An 18,179-nucleotide genomic window follows, 5' to 3' on the forward strand; every position below is an offset into this window, starting at 1 on the left:
ATGCCCCAGCTCCCCGCCCCCGACTACCCGGCCGACGTCCGCGCCCGGCTGGAGGCGGACGCGCAGGAGATCATCGCCCGCTACCCCGGCAGCCGCTCCGCGCTGCTGCCGATGCTGCACCTGGTGCAGTCCGAGGAGGGGTACGTCACCCCCACCGGGCTGCGGTTCTGCGCCGAGATGCTCGACCTGACCACGGCCGAGGTCACGGCGGTGGCCACCTTCTACACGATGTACCGGCGCAAGCCCTCGGGCGACTACCAGGTGGGGGTGTGCACCAACACCCTGTGCGCGGTGATGGGCGGCGACGCCATCTTCGAGGCGCTCCAGGAGCACCTCGGGGTCGGCAACGACGAGACCACCGAGGACGGCAAGGTGACGCTGGAGCACATCGAGTGCAACGCGGCCTGCGACTTCGCGCCCGTGGTGATGGTCAACTGGGAGTTCTTCGACAACCAGACGCCCGAGAGCGCCAGGAAGCTGGTGGACGACCTGCGCGCCGGGCGCGAGGTGCGGCCCACCCGCGGCGCCCCGCTGTGCACCTTCAAGGAGACCGCCCGCATCCTCGCCGGTTTCCCCGACGAGCGGCCCGGCGCCGTCGAGGCGAGCGGCAGCGCGGGCCCGGCGTCGCTGGCCGGACTGAGGCTGGCCAAGGGCGAGAAGGGCGGGCCGAAGGTGGTCTCGCCGCGCGGCGGGGAGGCGCCCGCGTCGGCCGGGCAGCCCGTCACCGAGACCGGTGAGGCGCCCGAACCCCACCCCAGTTCCCACGACGCGCCGCGCAGGACGGCCGCCTCCGACCCCGACAACCCGGCCGGTCCGGTGGCGAAGGAGGGCAAGTGATGACCGCCGAATCAGCGGAGAAGCTGCTGGCCCCGGTGCTCTCGGCCTTCTGGGACGACCCGACGTCCTGGACGCTTGGGACCTACCGGGCGCACGAGGGCTACGAGGGCCTGCGCAAGGCCCTGGCGATGAAGCCGGACGACGTCATCGCCTACGTCAAGGAGTCCGGTCTGCGCGGCCGGGGCGGCGCGGGCTTCCCCACGGGCATGAAGTGGCAGTTCATCCCCCAGGGCGACGGCAAGCCGCACTACCTGGTGGTCAACGCCGACGAGTCCGAGCCGGGCACCTGCAAGGACATCCCCCTCCTCTTCGCCAACCCGCACTCGCTGATCGAGGGCATCGTGATCGCCTGCCACGCGATCCGCTCCAACCACGCCTTCATCTACCTGCGCGGCGAGGTCGTCCCCGTGCTGCGGCGGCTGCACGCCGCGGTGCGCGAGGCCTACGAGGCGGGCTACCTCGGCAAGGACGTCCTCGGCTCGGGCCTGGACGTGGACATCACCGTGCACGCGGGCGCGGGCGCGTACATCTGCGGCGAGGAGACCGCCCTGCTGGACTCCCTGGAGGGCCGGCGCGGCCAGCCGAGGCTGCGTCCCCCCTTCCCGGCCGTCGCGGGCCTGTACGCGTGCCCCACCGTCGTCAACAACGTCGAGTCCATCGCCTCGGTTCCCGCGATCATGAACCGTGGCAAGGAGTGGTTCCGCACGATGGGCAGCGAGAAGTCCCCGGGCTTCACGCTGTACTCCCTCAGCGGCCACGTCGCCGGCCCCGGCCAGTACGAGGCGCCGCTGGGCATCACCCTGCGCCAGCTGCTGGAGATGAGCGGCGGCATGCGCCCCGGCCACCGGCTGAAGTTCTGGACCCCGGGCGGCTCCTCGACCCCGCTGCTGACCGACGAGCACCTCGACGTCCCGCTGGACTACGAGGGCGTCGGCGCCGCCGGGTCGATGCTCGGCACCAAGGCGCTCCAGTGCTTCGACGAGACCACCTGCGTGGTCCGCGCGGTGACCCGCTGGACGGAGTTCTACGCCCACGAGTCCTGCGGCAAGTGCACCCCCTGCCGCGAGGGCACCTACTGGCTGGTCCAGCTCATGCGCGACATCGAGGCCGGCAAGGCGTCGATGTCCGACCTCGACAAGATCGCCGACATCGCCGACAACATCAACGGCAAGTCCTTCTGCGCCCTCGGCGACGGCGCCGCCAGCCCGATCTTCTCCTCCCTGAAGTACTTCCGCGAGGAGTACGAACAGCACGTCACCGGGCGGGGCTGTCCCTTCGACCCGGCCAAGTCGACCCTGTGGGCCGACGACAGGACCGCACACCTGGAGGTGAACGCGTGACCGTCACCACCGACGCCAAGGCCTCCGGAGGCGGAGAGGCCGAGCCGCCCAAGGCTCCCGAGGACGCGGTGACGCTGACGATCGACGGCATCGAGGTCAGCGTGCCCAAGGGCACCCTGGTCATCCGCGCCGCCGAACTGCTCGGCATCGAGATCCCGCGCTTCTGCGACCACCCCCTGCTGGACCCGGCCGGGGCCTGCCGCCAGTGCATCGTCGAGGTCGAGGGCCAGCGCAAGCCCATGGCCTCCTGCACGATCACCTGCACCGACGGCATGGCCGTCAGGACGCACCTGACCTCCCCGGTGGCCGAGAAGGCGCAGCGCGGCGTGATGGAGCTGCTGCTCATCAACCACCCGCTGGACTGCCCGGTCTGCGACAAGGGCGGCGAGTGCCCGCTGCAGAACCAGGCCATGTCACACGGGCAGGCCGACAGCCGCTTCGAGGGCCGCAAGCGCACCTTCGCCAAGCCCGTGCCGCTGTCGACCCAGGTGCTGCTGGACCGCGAGCGCTGCGTGCTGTGCGCGCGCTGCACCCGCTTCTCCAACCAGATCGCGGGCGACCCGATGATCGAGCTGCTGGAGCGCGGCGCCCTGCAGCAGGTCGGCACCGGGGAGGGACCGCCCTTCGAGTCCTACTTCTCCGGCAACACCATTCAGATCTGCCCGGTCGGCGCGCTCACCTCGGCCGCCTACCGGTTCCGCTCCCGCCCCTTCGACCTGATCTCCTCGCCCAGCGTGTGCGAGCACTGCTCCACGGGCTGCGCCACCCGCACCGACCACCGGCGCGGCAAGGTCATGCGGCGGCTGGCCGCCGACGACCCGGAGGTCAACGAGGAGTGGATCTGCGACAAGGGCCGCTTCGCCTTCCGCTACGCCCAGCAGCGCGACCGGCTCACCCACCCGCTGCTGCGCAACGCCGACACCGGTGAGCTGGAGCCCGCGAGCTGGCCCGAGGCGCTGGACGCCGCGGCCAGGGGGCTGGCCGCGGCCCGCGGCCGCACCGGCGTGCTCACCGGCGGACGGCTGACGGCCGAGGACGCCTACGCCTACGCCAAGTTCGCGCGCGTCGCCCTCGACACCAACGACATCGACTTCCGCGCCCGCGTCCACAGCACCGAGGAGGCCGACTTCCTCGCCTCCCACGTCGCCGGACGCGGACTGGACGCCGACGGGAGCGGCGTCACCCACGCCGCGCTGGAGAAGGCCCCGGCCGTGCTGCTGGTCGGCTTCGAGGCCGAGGAGGAGGCCCCCGGCGTCTTCCTGCGGCTGCGCAAGGCCCACCGCAAGCACGGGCAGCGCGTCTTCTCGCTGGCCACCCACGCCACCCGGGGCCTGAGGAAGGCGGGCGGCACGCTGCTGCCGGCCGCGCCCCACACCGAGACCGAGTGGCTGGACGCGCTGGCCGGCGGCGTCGGGCTCGACGAGACCGGGCAGAAGGCCGCCGAGGCGCTGCGCGCCGAGGGATCGGTGATCATCGCAGGGGAGCGGCTGGCCGCCGTGCCCGGCGGGTTCACCGCCGCCCTGCGGACGGCCACCGCCACCGGCGCCCGCCTGGTGTGGATCCCGCGCCGGGCCGGCGAGCGGGGCGCGGTCGAGGCCGGAGCGCTCCCGACACTGCTGCCCGGCGGACGCCCCGCCACCGACCCGAGCGCCCGCGCTGAGACGGCCGCCGTCTGGGGCGTGGCCGCCCTGCCGACCCGCTTCGGCCGCGACACCGGCCGGATCGTCGAGGCCGCCGCGAACGGCGAACTCGCGGCCCTGCTGGTCGGGGGCGTGGAGGTCGCCGACCTGCCCGACCCGGCGCTGGCCCGCAGGGCGCTGGACGAGGTCGGCTTCGTCGTCAGCCTGGAGCAGCGGCCCTCGGAGGTCACCGAGCGGGCCGACGTGGTCCTGCCCGTCGCCGCGGTCGTGGAGAAGGCGGGCTCCTTCCTCAACTGGGAGGGCCGCTCGCGGCCGTTCGAGGCAGCCATCAAGCCCGACCAGATGACCCGCCGGCTCGTCCAGTCCGACCACCGCGTGCTGCACATGCTCGCCGACGCCCTCGACGTCCACCTCGGGCTGCCGGACGTACGCACCGTCCGTGCCGAGATGCGGCGCCTGGGCGTCTGGGACGGCCCCCGCGCCGACGCGCCGGAGGCCGGCGTCCGGCAGGTCCCGCGGCCCGCCGCGGGCGAGGCCGTGCTCGCCGGCCACCGGCTGCTGCTCGACAGGGGCCGGCTCCAGGACGGCGACGAGGCGCTGGCCGGCACCCGGCACGCCGCCGTCGCCCGGCTGTCGGCCGCCACGGCCGCCGAGGTCGGGGTCGCGGGCGGCCAGGCGCTGACCGTCACCGGCCCGGCCGGGACGGTCACCCTGCCGCTGGAGGTCACCGAGATGCCCGACCGCGTGGTCTGGCTGCCGCTGAACTCCACGGGTGCCGGCGTCCTGGACGACCTGGGCACCGTGCCCGGCCGGCTCGTGAAGCTGTCGGCGGCCCCCGCGACCGCTGCGGCCACCACCGCCGCGGCCGCGGCGGGCCCGGAGGAGACGAAGGGGGTGGAGGCGTGATGAGCCCGTCCGTCCTGGCCACGGGGACGACGGTCCTCGCCGAGGAGGACCTGTCGATGTTCGGCACCGATCCCTGGTGGCTGATCGGCCTCAAGGCGGTGTTCTGCTTCGCCTTCCTGATGGTGACCGTGCTGATCTCCATCGTGATGGAGCGCAAGGTCGTCGCCTGGATGCAGCTGCGCATCGGCCCCAACCGGCACGGCCCCTGGGGGATGCTCCAGTCGCTGGCCGACGGCGTCAAGCTGATGCTGAAGGAGGACGTCAACGTCAAGGCGGCCGACAAGGCCGTCTACATCCTGGCCCCCATCATCGGCGCGATCCCCGCCTTCATGGCCATCGCGGTGATCCCCTTCGGCCCGCCCGGCAACGAGGTGTCGGTCTTCGGCACCCGCACCGCGATGCAGCTCACCGACCTGCCGGTGGCGATCCTGTACATCCTGGCCACCGCCTCCATCGCCGCCTACGGAACGGTGCTGGCCGGCTGGTCGTCGGGCTCCACCTACCCGCTGCTGGGCGGTGTGCGCGCCACGGCCCAGGTGATCTCCTACGAGGTCGCCATGGGCCTGAGCTTCGCGGCGGTCTTCCTCTACTCCGGCTCGATGTCCACCTCGACGATCGTCGGGGCGCAGGCCGACACCTGGTTCGCGCTGCTGCTGCCGGTGTCGTTCCTCATCTACATGGTGGCGATGGTCGGCGAGGCGCACCGCGCGCCCTTCGACATGCCCGAGTCCGAGGGCGACCTGGTCGGCGGCTTCAACACCGAGTACTCGTCGATCAAGTTCGCGTTCTTCATGCTCGCCGAGTACGTCCACATGGTCACCGTCTCGGCCCTGGCGGTCACCCTCTTCCTGGGCGGCTGGCGCGCCCCGGCGCCCATCAGCACCTACTGGGAGGGCGCCAACCACGGCTGGTGGCCGCTGCTGTGGTTCGTCGTCAAGGTGAACCTGCTGCTGTTCCTCTTCGTCTGGCTGCGCGGCACGCTCCCGCGCGTGCGCTACGACCAGTTCATGAGGCTGGGCTGGAAGGTCCTCATCCCCGTCTCGCTGGCCTGGCTGATGCTGGTGGCCACCGTGCGGGCGCTGCGCAACGAGGGCTACGAGTTCGGCGACATCGTGCTCTGGGTCGCCGGCGCGGCGCTGGTGCTGCTCCTGCTGTCCTTCGTCTACGACGCCGTCCGCGAACGCGGCGAGCGCGCCGGGGAGAAGGAGAAGGAGGAGGCCGGGAAGGCGGCCGGACCCGAGACCTTCGACCCGATGGCGGGCGGCTACCCCGTACCGCCGCTGCCGGGACAGACCCTGCCGCCCGTACCGCGCCGGCGGCCGCGCCGCGAGCGGGAGACCGCGGGCGTGGGGGCCGGGTCGGACGGCGAGTCCAGCGAGACCGGCAAGGCCAGGGAGGCCGACGATGCCTGAGTTCGAGAACCCGGTGGCCGGCTTCGGCGTGACCTTCAAGGCCATGTTCAAGAAGCGGCTCACCGAGCAGTACCCCGAGGAGAAGAAGCCCACCGCGCCGCGCTTCCACGGCCGGCACCAGCTCAACCGGCACCCGGACGGGCTGGAGAAGTGCGTCGGCTGCGAGCTGTGCGCCTGGGCCTGCCCGGCCGACGCGATCTACGTGGAGGGCGCGGACAACACCGACGAGGAGCGCTACTCGCCCGGTGAGCGCTACGGGCGCGTCTACCAGATCAACTACCTGCGCTGCATCCTGTGCGGCCTGTGCGTCGAGGCGTGCCCGACCCGGGCGCTGACCATGACCAACGAGTACGAACTGGCCGACCGGACCCGCGAGTCGCTCATCTACACCAAGGAAGAGCTGCTCGCCGGGCTGGAGGAGGGCATGGTCGACACCCCGCACGCGATCTTCCCGGGCATGACCGAGAAGGACTACTACCGGGGGCTGGTCACCGAGGCCGCTCCGGGGACGGTCCGGCAGGAGGCCCACTCCAAGAACCCGAAGAACGAGCCCCCGCAGGCCGCCGCCGACACCTTCGGCCCCGACGAGCCGGCCTCCGAGGCGGTGAGCGAGAAGTGAACGGCACCCTGCTGGCCGCGTCCACCACCTCCACCGGCGAGGCGGTGCAGTTCTGGATCCTGGGCACCGTCGCGGTGCTGGGCGCACTCGGGACCGTGCTGATGAAGCGGTCGGTGCACTCGGCGCTCTGCCTGGCCGGGACGATGATCGTCCTGGCCGTGTTCTACCTGGCCAACGGCGCCTACTTCCTGGGCATCGTGCAGATCGTCGTCTACACCGGCGCGGTCATGATGCTCTTCCTGTTCGTGCTGATGCTCGTCGGCGTCACCGCGGCCGACTCGCTGAAGGAGACGATCAAGGGCCAGCGCTGGATGGCGGCCCTGTGCGGACTCGGCTTCGGCATCCTGCTGGTCGGCGGCATCGGCAACGCCTCCGTCGGCACCTTCACCGGCCTGGCCGAGGCCAACGCGGGCGGCAACGTCCAGGGCCTGGCCCGGTCGATCTTCACCGACTACGTGTTCGCCTTCGAGATCACCGGCGCGCTCCTGGTCACCGCGGCCGTCGCCGCCATGGTGCTCACCCACCGCGAGCGCACCGAACGCCGCGACACCCAGCGCGAACTGGCCGAGAAGCGGGTCCGCGAGGGCAAGCACCTTCCGCCGCTGCCCGCGCCCGGCGTGTACGCCCGGCACAACGCCGTGGACATCCCCGGCCTGCTCCCGGACGGCACCCCCTCCGAGCTCACCGTCAGCGACACGCTGCGCTCCCGCGGCCAGGTCCGGGACGTCTCCCGCAAGGCGCTCGCCGACCTGGCGGCTCTGGAGCGGCGCACCGGGGAGTACCTGGGCCGGGGCGAGAGCACCGCCCACGGCGGCCCGGGCGGAGGCGGCCGGGAAGTGCGCGACGCGGCGGACGTACGCAAGGACGTCTCGGACGACTCCCCGGCCGCGGACCGGGACGGGGACCGCGACGGAGACCGTGACAGGGAGGCCGCCAAGTGAACCCGGTCAACTACCTCTATCTGGCCGCGCTGCTGTTCACCATCGGGGCCAGCGGGGTACTGCTGCGGCGCAACGCGATCGTCGTGTTCATGAGCGTCGAGCTGATGCTGAACGCGGCCAACCTCGCGCTCGTCGCCTTCTCCCGGCTGCACGGCAACCTCGACGGCCAGATCATCGCGTTCTTCACGATGGTCGTCGCCGCCGCCGAGGTCGTGGTCGGACTGGCGATCATCGTGACGATCTTCCGCTCCCGCCACTCGGCCTCGGTCGACGACGCCAGTCTGATGAAGCTGTAAGGGGTAGCGAACAGTGGAGACTTTGATCGGACTGCTCGTCGCGGCGCCACTGCTCGGCGCGGCGGTGCTGCTGTGCGGCGGCCGGAGGCTGGACCGCACCGGCCACTGGATCGGCACGGCGCTGGCCGCCGCGTCCTTCGTCCTCGGCGCGGTGCTCTTCGCCGACATGCTCGGCCGCGAGGCCGAGGACCGCACCCTGAGCCAGCACGTCTTCAGCTGGATCCCGGTCGGCGGCTTCCAGGCCGACGTCGCCTTCCGGCTCGACCAGTTGTCGATGACCTTCGTCCTGCTGATCACCGGCGTGGGCACGCTCATCCACGTCTACTCGATCGGCTACATGGAGCACGACGAGCGGCGGCGCCGCTTCTTCGGCTACCTCAACCTGTTCCTCGCGGCGATGCTCCTGCTCGTCCTCGCCGACAACTACCTGCTGCTGTACGCCGGCTGGGAGGGCGTGGGTCTCGCCTCGTACCTGCTGATCGGCTTCTGGCAGCACAAGCCCAGCGCGGCGACGGCGGCGAAGAAGGCGTTCATCGTCAACCGCGTCGGCGACATCGGCCTGTCCATCGCCATCATGATCATGTTCACCACGTTCGGCACCTTCGCCTTCTCCCCGGTGCTGGAGTCGGTGGGCGAGACGAGCGAGGGCACGGCGACGGCCATCGGTCTGATGCTGCTGCTGGCGGCCTGCGGCAAGTCCGCCCAGGTGCCGCTCCAGTCCTGGCTGGGCGACGCGATGGAGGGCCCGACCCCGGTCTCCGCCCTCATCCACGCCGCGACGATGGTCACCGCCGGCGTCTACCTGATCGTCCGCTCCGGCGCGATCTTCGACGCCGCACCCGCCGCGCAGACCGCGGTGGTCACCGTCGGCGCGGTCACGCTGCTGTTCGGTGCGATCGTCGGTTGCGCCAAGGACGACATCAAGAAGGCCCTGGCGGGCTCGACGATGTCGCAGATCGGCTACATGGTGCTGGCCGCGGGCCTCGGCCCGATCGGCTACGCCTTCGCGATCATGCACCTGGTCACCCACGGCTTCTTCAAGGCCGGGCTCTTCCTCGGCGCCGGCTCGGTGATGCACGGCATGAACGACGAGGTGGACATGCGCCGCTACGGCGGTCTGCGCAAGTACATGCCGATCACCTTCGCCACCTTCGGGCTCGGCTATCTGGCGATCATCGGCTTCCCCGGCCTGTCCGGCTTCTTCTCCAAGGACAAGATCATCGAGGCGGCCTTCGCCAAGGGCGGCACCGAGGGCTGGATCCTGGGCGGCGCGGCCCTGCTGGGCGCGGCCATCACCGCGTTCTACATGACGCGCGTGATGCTGATGACGTTCTTCGGCGAGGAGCGCTGGCGCAACGCCCCCACCCCCTCGCCGAAGGAGCCGGGTGTGGAGCCGGCCGCCGAGACCAGGGGCGAGTACGAGGTGCCGCACCCGCACGAGTCCCCGAGGTCCATGACGATCCCGATGATCGTCCTGGCCTTCGGATCGGTCTTCGCCGGCGGTCTGTTCAGCTGGGGCGAGGCGTTCGTCCACTGGCTGGAGCCGGTCGTCCCCTTCGAGCACGGCCACCCGCCGGTCAGCGCGCTCACCGTCACCGCGGCCACGGTCGTCGCCCTGCTCATCGGTGTCGGCGCCGCCTGGCTGCAGTACGGGCGCAAGCCCGTGCCCGCCGTGGCCCCGCGCGGCTCGCTGCTCACCCGGGCCGCCCGCCGCGACCTGCTCCAGGACGACTTCAACCACGTGGTACTGGTCAAGCCCGGCGAGTACCTCACCCGCGGACTGGTCTACCTCGACCACAAGGTCGTCGACGGCGCCGTCAACGGCACCGCCGCGGCGGTCGGCGGCCTGTCCGGCCGGTCGCGGCGGATCCAGAACGGTTACGCCCGCAGTTACGCGGTCTCGATGTTCGGCGGAGCGGCGATCCTGGTCGCCGCGACCCTGCTGATGAGGGCGGTCTGATCCCATGTCATTTCCCCTGCTGACGGCGGTGGCCGCGCTGCCCGCGATCGGCGCGGTCGCCACCGCCGCCGTACCCGCCGCCCGGCGCACCGCCGCCAAGTGGCTGGCGCTGGCCGTCTCCCTGGCCACCCTGGTCCTCGCCGCGGTCGTGGCCTTCCGCTTCGACCCCGGCGGCGACCGCTACCAGCTCACCGAGTCCCACGCGTGGATCGCCGACTTCGGCGTCCGCTACGAACTGGGCGTGGACGGCATCGGGGTCGCCCTGATCGCGCTGACCGCCCTGCTCGTGCCGTTCGTCGTCCTGGCGGGCTGGCACGACGCCGACCCCCTCGAAGGCCGGACGCCCGACCGTCGCTGGCGGCCCACCCAGGGCTTCTTCGCGCTGATCCTGGCCGTCGAGGCGATGGTGATCATCTCCTTCGCGGCCACGGACGTCTTCCTCTTCTACGTCTTCTTCGAGGCCATGCTCATCCCGATGTACTTCCTCATCGGGGGCTTCGGGGACCGGGCGGGCACCCGCGACGAGGACGAGGCGGCCAAGCAGCGCTCCTACGCGGCCGTGAAGTTCCTGCTCTACAACCTCGCCGGCGGCCTGATCATGCTGGCCGCGGTCATCGGCCTGTACGCCGTCACCGCCGACCAGCTGGGCGAGGGCACCTTCTCCCTCCAGGCGATCGTCGAGGCCCGCCAGTCCGGCGAGCTGACGATGGCGCAGAACACCGAACGGCTGCTGTTCCTCGGCTTCTTCCTCGCCTTCGCGGTGAAGGCGCCGCTGTGGCCGCTGCACACCTGGCTGCCCAACGCCATGGGCGAGTCCACCGCGCCGGTCGCGGTCCTCATCACCGCCGTCGTGGACAAGGTCGGCACCTTCGCGATGCTCCGCTTCTGCCTCGGGCTCTTCCCCGAGGCCAGCGCCTGGGCCACCCCGGTGGTGCTGGCGCTGGCGCTGGTCAGCATCATCTACGGCGCCCTGCTCGCCATCGGGCAGCGCGACATCAAGCGGCTGATCGCCTACGCGTCGATCTCCCACTTCGGCTTCATCATCCTGGGCATCTTCGCGATGACCAGCCAGGGCCAGGGCGGCGCGACGCTCTACATGGTCAACCACGGGATCTCCACCGCGGCCCTGATGCTGGTCGCCGGCTTCCTGATCTCGCGCCGCGGCTCCCGGCTCATCGCCGACTACGGCGGGGTGCAGAAGGTCGCCCCGGTGCTGGCCGGCACCTTCCTGATCGGCGGGCTCGCCACCCTGTCGCTGCCGGGACTCGCGCCGTTCGTCAGCGAGTTCCTGGTGCTGGTGGGCACGTTCACCCGCTACCCGGCCGCCGGGATCGTCGCCACCTTCGGCATCGTCCTGGCCGCGCTGTACGTGCTGGTGCTCTACCAGCGCACCATGACCGGACCGGTCAGGCCCGAGGTCGAGCGCATGCCCGACCTGAGGAAGCGCGAACTGGCGGTGGTGGCACCGCTGATCGTCCTGCTGGTCTTCCTCGGCGTCTTCCCCAAGCCGCTGACGGACATCGTCAACCCGGCGGTCGAGCACACCCTCTCGGACGTGCAGAAGACCGACCCCGATCCTGAGGTGGAGGCCGCCAAGTGAGCACCACCACGGAACTCACCCTGCGGGCGCAGGAGATGGTCCCCGCGCCCGACATCGAGTACGGGCAGCTCGCCCCGGTGCTGATCGTCATCGGCGCCGCCGTCGTCGGCGTCCTGTTCGAGGCGTTCCTGCCGCGCCGGGCGCGGTACGCCGCCCAGGCGCTGCTGACGGGCCTGGCCCTGGCGTCGGCCTTCGCGGCCGTCGTCGGGCTGGCCGCCGCCGGGAGGGCCACCACCGAGGCGGGGCTGGTCGCCATGGGCGCCCTCGCCGTCGACGGGCCGGCGCTCTTCCTGCAGGGCGTGATCCTGCTGGTCTCGCTGGTCGCGGTGCTCACCTTCGCCGAGCGCAGGCTCGACCCGCGGGCGCACGGCAGGCACGTGGACTCCTTCGCCGCCGAGGGCGCGGCCGTGCCCGGCGGCGAGGGCGAGAAGGCGGCGGTGCGGGCCGGGTTCACCACCACCGAGGTCTACCCGCTGCTGCTCTTCGCGGTCGGCGGCATGCTCGTCTTCCCGGCCGCCAACGACCTGCTGACGCTCTTCATCGCGCTGGAGGTCTTCTCGCTGCCGCTGTACGTGCTGTGCGCGCTGGCCCGCCGCAAGCGGCTGATGTCGCAGGAGGCCGCGCTCAAGTACTTCCTGCTGGGCGCCTTCTCCTCCGCCTTCCTGCTCTTCGGCATCGCCCTGGTGTACGGCTACGCGGGCAGCGTGAAGTACGCGGAGATCGCCTCGGTCGTCGCGGACACCAACCGCGGCACGACCGAGGCGCTCGCCGGGACGACGGGCAACGACGTACTGCTGCTCGTCGGCGGCGCACTGCTGGTGATGGGCCTGCTGTTCAAGGTCGGCGCCGTGCCGTTCCACATGTGGACGCCGGACGTCTACCAGGGCGCCCCGACCCCCGTGACAGGCTTCATGGCCGCCGCCACCAAGGTCGCCGCCTTCGGCGCCCTGCTGCGGCTGCTGTACGTCGTGCTGCCGGGGCTCACCTGGGACTGGCGGCCGGTGATGTGGGGCGTCGCGATCGTGTCGATGCTGGTCGGCGCGGTCATCGCCATCACCCAGACCGACGTCAAGCGGCTGCTGGCGTACTCCTCGATCGCGCACGCGGGCTTCATCCTCGCCGGTGTGATCGCGGCGACGCCCTCCGGCATCTCGTCGGTGCTGTTCTACCTGGCGGCCTACTCCTTCGTCACGCTCGGCGCCTTCGCCGTGGTGACGCTGGTGCGGGACGCGGGGGGCGAGGCCACGCACCTGTCCAAGTGGGCTGGGCTGGGGCGCCGTTCACCGCTGGTGGCGGCGGTCTTCGCGGTCTTCCTGCTGGCCTTCGCGGGCATCCCGATGACCTCCGGGTTCGCGGGCAAGTTCGCGGTGTTCAAGGCGGCGGCGGAGGGCGGCGCGGGGGCGCTGGTGGTCGTGGGCGTGATCGCCTCGGCCATCGCGGCGTTCTTCTACATCCGCGTCATCGTCCTGATGTTCTTCAGCGAGCCGAAGGTGGAGGGGCCGTCGGTCGCGGTGCCGAGCCCGCTGACCACCACGGCGATCGCCGTCGGCGTGGCGGTCACCCTGGTGCTGGGCGTGGCCCCGCAGTACTTCCTGGACCTCGCCTCCCAGGCGGGGGTGTTCGTCCGCTGAGGACGCGTACGTACGACGGCCGCCCGGCATCCGTGCCGGGCGGCCGTCGTACGTGTGCGCCGGGGGTGACCCGCGGAGCCGTGCCCCGCAGGCGCGCTCCGCAGACGAGGTCACTCCGCGGGGAGCTTCAGGTCGCTGGGCAGGCCGCTGGGGAGGTCGCTGGGCAGGTCACCGATCTCGGGGATCTCGGTGGAGACCTCGGGGACCTCGACCTTGGTGAAGGTGTCGGTGGTGCCCGACTCCCAGGCGACGGTGAGGCTCTCGCCCTTCAGGCTCTTGACCGTCCCCTTGGTGCGGTCGGTGCTGCCGTCGGTGCACTTGAGGGCGAAGGTCACCGGATCGGCGTCGGTGTCCGCCGTACCCGTGCAGGTGGTCTCGCCCAGCAGCGCCGCCTGGTCGCCGCTGACGCTCAGCACCATCGCCTTGCCGCCGCCCTCGGCGCTCCAGGTGCCGTTCACTCCGCCGGTCGCCGCCTCGTCACCGGGGCCGCCGGTGGGCTCGGCGGTCTGCTCGGAGCTCGGCTTCGGCTCGGTCTCCCCGGAGCCGCCGTCGCTTCCGCAGCCGCTCACCAGCAGGGCTGCGGCCAGGACGGCGGCCGCTCCCGAGTACCGTGCTGACATGCGCACGTGGTCCCCCTCCATGCGTATTCACTGCGTATTGCAAGGACACGCCAAGCTAGCAGGTGGGACCGGCGGGCGCGCCGGTCCGGAACGGATCCCGGACCGGCTCGCGGACCTCCGGCGGCGGCCGGTCCGGTCACCGCGCCGCAGCCGCCTTGCCGCACTCACCGTGCCGCACTCACCGTGCCGCGGCCGCCGGAAGGCGGGTACCGGCCGACTCCGGCCGACGCGCTACCGCGCCACCACGGCTACCGGTCCGCGGCCGGGTGGATGCGGCCGGACACCTCGCCCAGGCCGATGCGGGAGCCGTTCGGGCCCGGTGCCCAGGCGGTGATGACGACCTCGTCGCCGTCCTCCAGGAACGTCCGCTTGCCGTCGGGGAGCTCGACCGGGTCGCGGCCGGACCAGGTCAGTTCCAGCAGGCAGCCGCGCTGGTGCACCTCCGGACCGCTGACGGTGCCGGAGGCGAAGAGGTCTCCGGTGCGCAGCGAGGCACCGTTCACGGTCATGTGGGCGAGCTGCTGGGCGGCCGTCCAGTACATCGCGGAGAACGGCGGCTCGGCGATGGTGTGGCCGTTGAGGGAGACGGAGATCCGCAGATCCAGCCCGCCGGGCTCCCCGCCCGCGGAGTCCTCCAGGTACCCCAGCAGCGGGTGGGTGCGCTGCGGCGGCTCGGTGCGGGCGGCGTCGAGGGCGTCCAGCGGTGTGACCCAGGCCGAGACGGAGGTCGCGAAGGACTTCCCCAGGAACGGGCCCAGCGGTACGTACTCCCAGGCCTGGATGTCGCGTGCCGACCAGTCGTTGACCAGGCAGACGCCGAAGACGTGCTCCCGGAAGGCCGCCTGCGGCACCGGTTCGCCCAGCCGGGAGGGGGTGCCGACGACGAAGCCGACCTCCGCCTCGATGTCCAGGCGGCGGGACGGGCCGAAGGAGGGGGACGCCTCGTCGGGGGCCTTGCGCTGCCCCTGCGGACGGACGACGGGGGTGCCGGAGACCACGACGGTGCCCGAGCGGCCGTGGTAGCCGATCGGCAGGTGCTTCCAGTTGGGGGTGAGCGGTTCGCCGCCGGGACGGAAGATCCGCCCGACGTTGGTGGCGTGGTGCTCGCTGGCGTAGAAGTCGACGTAGTCGGCCACCTCGAAGGGGAGGTGGAGGGTGATGTCCTCGAGCCGGATCAGGCTGTGGGTGACGGTGCCGGCGTACTCGGGGGAGGTCAGCCAGGAGCGCAGTTCGGCGCGCACCGCCTGCCAGACCGGGCGGCCCGCCGCCATCAGGGGATTGAGGTTCGGCTTCTGGAGCAGGCCGGTGTGGGGCGAGCCGTAGGCGTCGGCCGCGGAGCCCGCGTCCAGGACGTAGTCGCCGTAGCGCACGCCGATCCGGGGCAGATCGGGGTCGTCCTCGGTGGTGAAGACGCAGTAGGGCAGGTTGTCCGGGCCGAAGAGGTTGTCTTCGGGCAGTTCGAGCGGGGTCGCGTCGGACATGGGTGAGGTGCCTCGCCTTCGAGGTCGTCGCCGGTCAGGGCCGCGAACAGGCTACGCGGTGGTGATCCGCGGCAGAAGCGACCCGCTGCGGGGCCCGCGGAGGGCCGGGATGCGGCCTCCGTCACAGAGACAACGCGGCGGCTGTGATCGTCCCGGAACCGGCTACGCTGCCAGGGATGATGATGGTGACAGCGGCCCGGCGGTACGGCGACACACCGCGAGGGCCGCGACGAGCCGCGTGATCTTTCGCTGATCGTACGCAGACAGGAGTACCCCTCGTGACCGTCGTCGGGCCCTTCGGGCTGAGCGTGCGGGACCATGCGCTGGAAACCGATGTCCAGGCGGGGTTGGCGGCTGTCGAGGAGGGTCTCATCGAGGCCACCAAGAGCGGCGTGCCCTTCATAACGGAAGCCGCACAGCACCTGGTGCGGGCAGGCGGCAAGCGCTTCCGCCCGCTGCTGGTGATGCTGGCGGCGCAGTTCGGTGATCCGCACGCCCCCGGGGTGGTCCCCTCGGCGGTGGTCGTGGAACTGACGCACCTGGCGACGCTCTACCACGACGACGTGATGGACGAGGCGGACGTACGGCGCGGGGTGCCCAGCGCCAACGCCCGCTGGAACAACTCCGTGGCCGTCCTCACCGGCGACTTCCTCTTCGCCCGGGCCTCGCACATCCTGGCCGACCTGGGCCCGGAGGCGGTCCGGGTCCAGGCCGAGGCGTTCGAACGGCTGGTGACCGGGCAGATCCTGGAGACGGCGGGACCGCAGGAGGGCGACGACCCGATCGCCCACTACCTCGACGTGATCGCGGGCAAGACCGGCTCGCTGATCGCGGTGGCCGGACGCTTCGGCGCGATGATGTCGGGCGCGGACGAGAACGTCGTCGACATCCTCACCCAGTACGGAGAGCGGATCGGCACCGCCTTCCAGCTGGCCGACGACGTACTCGACATCGCCAGCGACTCCCACGAGTCCGGCAAGACACCCGGCACGGATCTGCGGGAGGGCATCGTGACGCTGCCGGTCCTGCGCCTGCGCGCCCGCGCGGCCCGCGGCGGTTCGCCGGAGGACCTGGCCCTGTGCGCGCTGCTGGACGGCGATCTGACCGATGACGCCCGGCATGCGGAGGCACTGGCGGGGCTGCGCGCCCATCCGGCGCTGGAGGAGGCGCGGCGCGACACGATCCGCTATGCGGACGAGGCCCGCAACGCCCTGGCGCCCCTGCCGGACTGCGCGGCCAAGGAGGCCCTCTCCTATCTGTGCGACTCGGTGGTCCACCGCGCGGGCTGACCGCGACGGGGGTCCCGTTCCCCCTGGTCCGGCCGGGTCCGTACGCCTCGGGGAGGGTGCGGCGGGCCGTGCGCGCTGCCGGTGGGACGAGGCGGTGCCGGTGGTGTCATACCCCGGGAGTAGATCGGTTCGACCCTGTCGTCTGACGCCCTGTCCGGAGCAATTTGGTGGGATTGACACCGTCACCCCGCACCGGAATGGGTGAGAATGGCGGCCAGGGGTTGACGAGTGCGACGTACGGACCGACCGCCGCCGATCACGGAGGTAAGGGCACACATGGCACGGACCCGACCGATGAAGAAGGCGTTGCGTTACGCGGTGCCGGCCACCGTGGCCGGAGCGGCGGTGGCGGCCGTCGGCCTCGTACCGGCACTTGCCAGTTCCGGCGGCAGCCCGGATCTGGCGGAGATCAGCGCCGAGGAACTGGTCGCGAAGATCGCGGCCTCGGACACCCAGCAGCTGTCCGGGACGGTGAGGATCACCACCGATCTCGGTCTTCCCGCCCTGCCCGGCATGGGCTCGGGCGGCCACGGCGGCGGCAGTGAGGAGGGCGGCGGGGAAGGTGGCGGGAACGCCGACCCGCGAGGAAAGCTCGCCGAGCTGGCCTCCGGCTCCCACACCCTGCGCGTGGCGGTGGACGGACCGGACAGACAGCGCCTCTCGATCGTGGAGAAGGCCGCGGAGTACAGCCTCGTCCGCAACGGCGGCGACGTGTGGGCGTACGACAGCGCCACCGGCACCGTCCACCACACCGTCCTCCCGAAGGAGGCCGGGCGGGGCGCCGGCCGGGGTGAGACACCCGGGGGACTGGAGAAGGCCACCCCGCAGAAGGCCGCCCAGGAGGTACTCAAGGCCGTCGACGCCACCACCTCGGTCACCGTCGACGGTACGGCGAAGGTCGCCGGGCAGGATGCCTACCAGTTGCTGATCGAGCCGAAGCAGCCGGAGAGCACGGTCGGGTCGGTGCGGATCGCGGTGGACGCGGACAGCGGTGTGCCGCTGAAGTTCACACTCACCCCCAAGGGCGGCGGAAAGGCCGCCGTCGACGTGGGCTTCACCGAGGTGGACTTCGCCAAGCCGGACGCCGGCACCTTCGACTTCAAGCCGCCGAAGGGCGCGAAGGTCACCGAGGAGAGGCTCGACGGCGCACCGGACGGCTCCGGCGGGATGCCGCACGGGGAAGGCAGGGAGGGGCACGGCAAGGGAGGCCAGGGCAAGGGCCCGGAGGGCGCCGAGGGGCTGCCGTCCGGCCTGGAGGTCATCGGCGAGGGCTGGGGCTCGGTCGCCCGGATCGAACTGCCCGGCGGAGGCCCGGTGCCCGGCACGGACGCCGGGCGGGAGGCGGCGCCCGAGGCGCGGAGGCTGCTCGACGGCCTCACCGAGGAGGTCAAGGGCGACTTCGGCACCGGCCGGTTCTTCGGCACCCGCCTCGTCAACGCACTGATCACCGACGACGGCACCGTGTACGTCGGAGCCGTCACACGCGAGGGCCTGGTCAAGGCGGCCGGCTCCGCCGACGGGGGCAGGTAGCGCGCCTGCCGCCCGGTCCCGCCGCCCACCGGCGAGGTGGCGCGGCGGGACCGGTGCGGCACCGCCCCACCGCACCC

Annotated in this window: 14 protein-coding genes; 12 read left to right on the forward strand and 2 right to left on the reverse strand. The window is 71.9% G+C overall.

Annotated elements, in window-relative coordinates; all coding sequences use genetic code 11:
* The 10 genes from nuoE to nuoN are packed head-to-tail and all read left to right on the forward strand — an operon-like array spanning position 1 to position 13,182.
* Positions 1 to 837: an NADH-quinone oxidoreductase subunit NuoE gene (gene nuoE, locus ACLIYP_RS04535; RefSeq protein ID WP_412711875.1), complete on the forward strand. Its 837-nt coding sequence runs from the start codon at positions 1 to 3 to the stop codon at positions 835 to 837.
* Positions 837 to 2,177: an NADH-quinone oxidoreductase subunit NuoF gene (nuoF, locus tag ACLIYP_RS04540; protein WP_412711839.1), complete on the forward strand. Its 1,341-nt coding sequence runs from the start codon at positions 837 to 839 to the stop codon at positions 2,175 to 2,177. Before nuoE ends, nuoF begins: the two co-directional genes overlap by 1 nt.
* Positions 2,174 to 4,723 carry an NADH-quinone oxidoreductase subunit G gene (locus ACLIYP_RS04545; protein ID WP_412711840.1) on the forward strand — a complete coding sequence of 850 codons (2,550 nt, stop codon included), beginning with the start codon at positions 2,174 to 2,176 and terminating at the stop codon, positions 4,721 to 4,723. The genes nuoF and ACLIYP_RS04545 overlap by 4 nt, the downstream gene beginning before the upstream one ends.
* Complete coding sequence (gene nuoH / locus ACLIYP_RS04550) at positions 4,723 to 6,135, forward strand: NADH-quinone oxidoreductase subunit NuoH (protein ID WP_412711841.1); 1,413 nt, start codon at positions 4,723 to 4,725, stop codon at positions 6,133 to 6,135. Before ACLIYP_RS04545 ends, nuoH begins: the two co-directional genes overlap by 1 nt.
* Positions 6,128 to 6,754 carry an NADH-quinone oxidoreductase subunit NuoI gene (gene nuoI / locus ACLIYP_RS04555; protein ID WP_412695571.1) on the forward strand — a complete coding sequence of 209 codons (627 nt, stop codon included), beginning with the start codon at positions 6,128 to 6,130 and terminating at the stop codon, positions 6,752 to 6,754. Before nuoH ends, nuoI begins: the two co-directional genes overlap by 8 nt.
* Entirely contained in the window at positions 6,751 to 7,695 is a 945-nt protein-coding gene (locus ACLIYP_RS04560) for an NADH-quinone oxidoreductase subunit J (protein ID WP_412711842.1), read from the forward strand. Before nuoI ends, ACLIYP_RS04560 begins: the two co-directional genes overlap by 4 nt.
* Entirely contained in the window at positions 7,692 to 7,991 is a 300-nt protein-coding gene (gene nuoK, locus ACLIYP_RS04565; RefSeq protein ID WP_093660472.1) for an NADH-quinone oxidoreductase subunit NuoK, read from the forward strand. The genes ACLIYP_RS04560 and nuoK overlap by 4 nt, the downstream gene beginning before the upstream one ends.
* 13 nt (positions 7,992 to 8,004) lie before the next feature.
* Positions 8,005 to 9,951 (forward strand): NADH-quinone oxidoreductase subunit L, encoded by a 1,947-nt coding sequence (gene nuoL / locus ACLIYP_RS04570; RefSeq protein ID WP_412711843.1) that lies wholly within the window; start codon positions 8,005 to 8,007, stop codon positions 9,949 to 9,951.
* Positions 9,952 to 9,955: 4 nt separating this feature from the next.
* Entirely contained in the window at positions 9,956 to 11,551 is a 1,596-nt protein-coding gene (locus ACLIYP_RS04575) for an NADH-quinone oxidoreductase subunit M (RefSeq protein WP_412711844.1), read from the forward strand.
* 35 nt (positions 11,552 to 11,586) lie between these two features.
* Complete coding sequence (nuoN, locus tag ACLIYP_RS04580) at positions 11,587 to 13,182, forward strand: NADH-quinone oxidoreductase subunit NuoN (RefSeq protein WP_412711876.1); 1,596 nt, start codon at positions 11,587 to 11,589, stop codon at positions 13,180 to 13,182.
* 110 nt (positions 13,183 to 13,292) lie between these two features.
* Here nuoN and ACLIYP_RS04585 read toward each other — a convergent pair whose 3' ends face one another.
* Both ACLIYP_RS04585 and fahA read right to left on the reverse strand, forming a co-directional pair.
* A complete protein-coding gene (locus tag ACLIYP_RS04585) occupies positions 13,293 to 13,802 on the reverse strand; it encodes a hypothetical protein (protein WP_412711845.1) in 510 nt (169 codons plus the stop codon).
* 248 nt (positions 13,803 to 14,050) lie between these two features.
* On the reverse strand, positions 14,051 to 15,283 hold the full coding sequence (gene fahA / locus ACLIYP_RS04590; RefSeq protein WP_412711846.1) for a fumarylacetoacetase: 1,233 nt from the start codon (positions 15,281 to 15,283) through the stop codon (positions 14,051 to 14,053).
* A gap of 278 nt (positions 15,284 to 15,561) precedes the next feature.
* Between fahA and ACLIYP_RS04595 the strand changes: the two genes are divergently transcribed.
* Both ACLIYP_RS04595 and ACLIYP_RS04600 read left to right on the forward strand, forming a co-directional pair.
* A complete protein-coding gene (locus ACLIYP_RS04595; protein ID WP_412711847.1) occupies positions 15,562 to 16,572 on the forward strand; it encodes a polyprenyl synthetase family protein in 1,011 nt (336 codons plus the stop codon).
* A gap of 276 nt (positions 16,573 to 16,848) precedes the next feature.
* Entirely contained in the window at positions 16,849 to 18,102 is a 1,254-nt protein-coding gene (locus ACLIYP_RS04600) for a LolA family protein (protein ID WP_412711848.1), read from the forward strand.
* The last annotated feature ends 77 nt before the right edge of the window (positions 18,103 to 18,179 follow it).

Origin of the sequence: Streptomyces nanhaiensis, assembly GCF_046614825.1 — a bacterium.
Lineage (GTDB): Bacteria > Actinomycetota > Actinomycetes > Streptomycetales > Streptomycetaceae > Streptomyces > Streptomyces radiopugnans.

Coding starts and splice junctions, on each gene's coding strand:
- nuoE (WP_412711875.1), top strand. CDS start 1: ATGCCCCAGCTCCCCGCCCCCGACTACCCGGCCGACGTCCGCGCCCGG.
- nuoF (WP_412711839.1), top strand. CDS start 837: ATGACCGCCGAATCAGCGGAGAAGCTGCTGGCCCCGGTGCTCTCGGCC.
- nuoH (WP_412711841.1), top strand. CDS start 4,723: ATGAGCCCGTCCGTCCTGGCCACGGGGACGACGGTCCTCGCCGAGGAG.
- nuoI (WP_412695571.1), top strand. CDS start 6,128: ATGCCTGAGTTCGAGAACCCGGTGGCCGGCTTCGGCGTGACCTTCAAG.
- ACLIYP_RS04575 (WP_412711844.1), top strand. CDS start 9,956: ATGTCATTTCCCCTGCTGACGGCGGTGGCCGCGCTGCCCGCGATCGGC.
- nuoN (WP_412711876.1), top strand. CDS start 11,587: ATGGTCCCCGCGCCCGACATCGAGTACGGGCAGCTCGCCCCGGTGCTG.
- ACLIYP_RS04585 (WP_412711845.1), bottom strand. CDS start 13,802: ATGTCAGCACGGTACTCGGGAGCGGCCGCCGTCCTGGCCGCAGCCCTG.
- fahA (WP_412711846.1), bottom strand. CDS start 15,283: ATGTCCGACGCGACCCCGCTCGAACTGCCCGAAGACAACCTCTTCGGC.
- ACLIYP_RS04600 (WP_412711848.1), top strand. CDS start 16,849: ATGGCACGGACCCGACCGATGAAGAAGGCGTTGCGTTACGCGGTGCCG.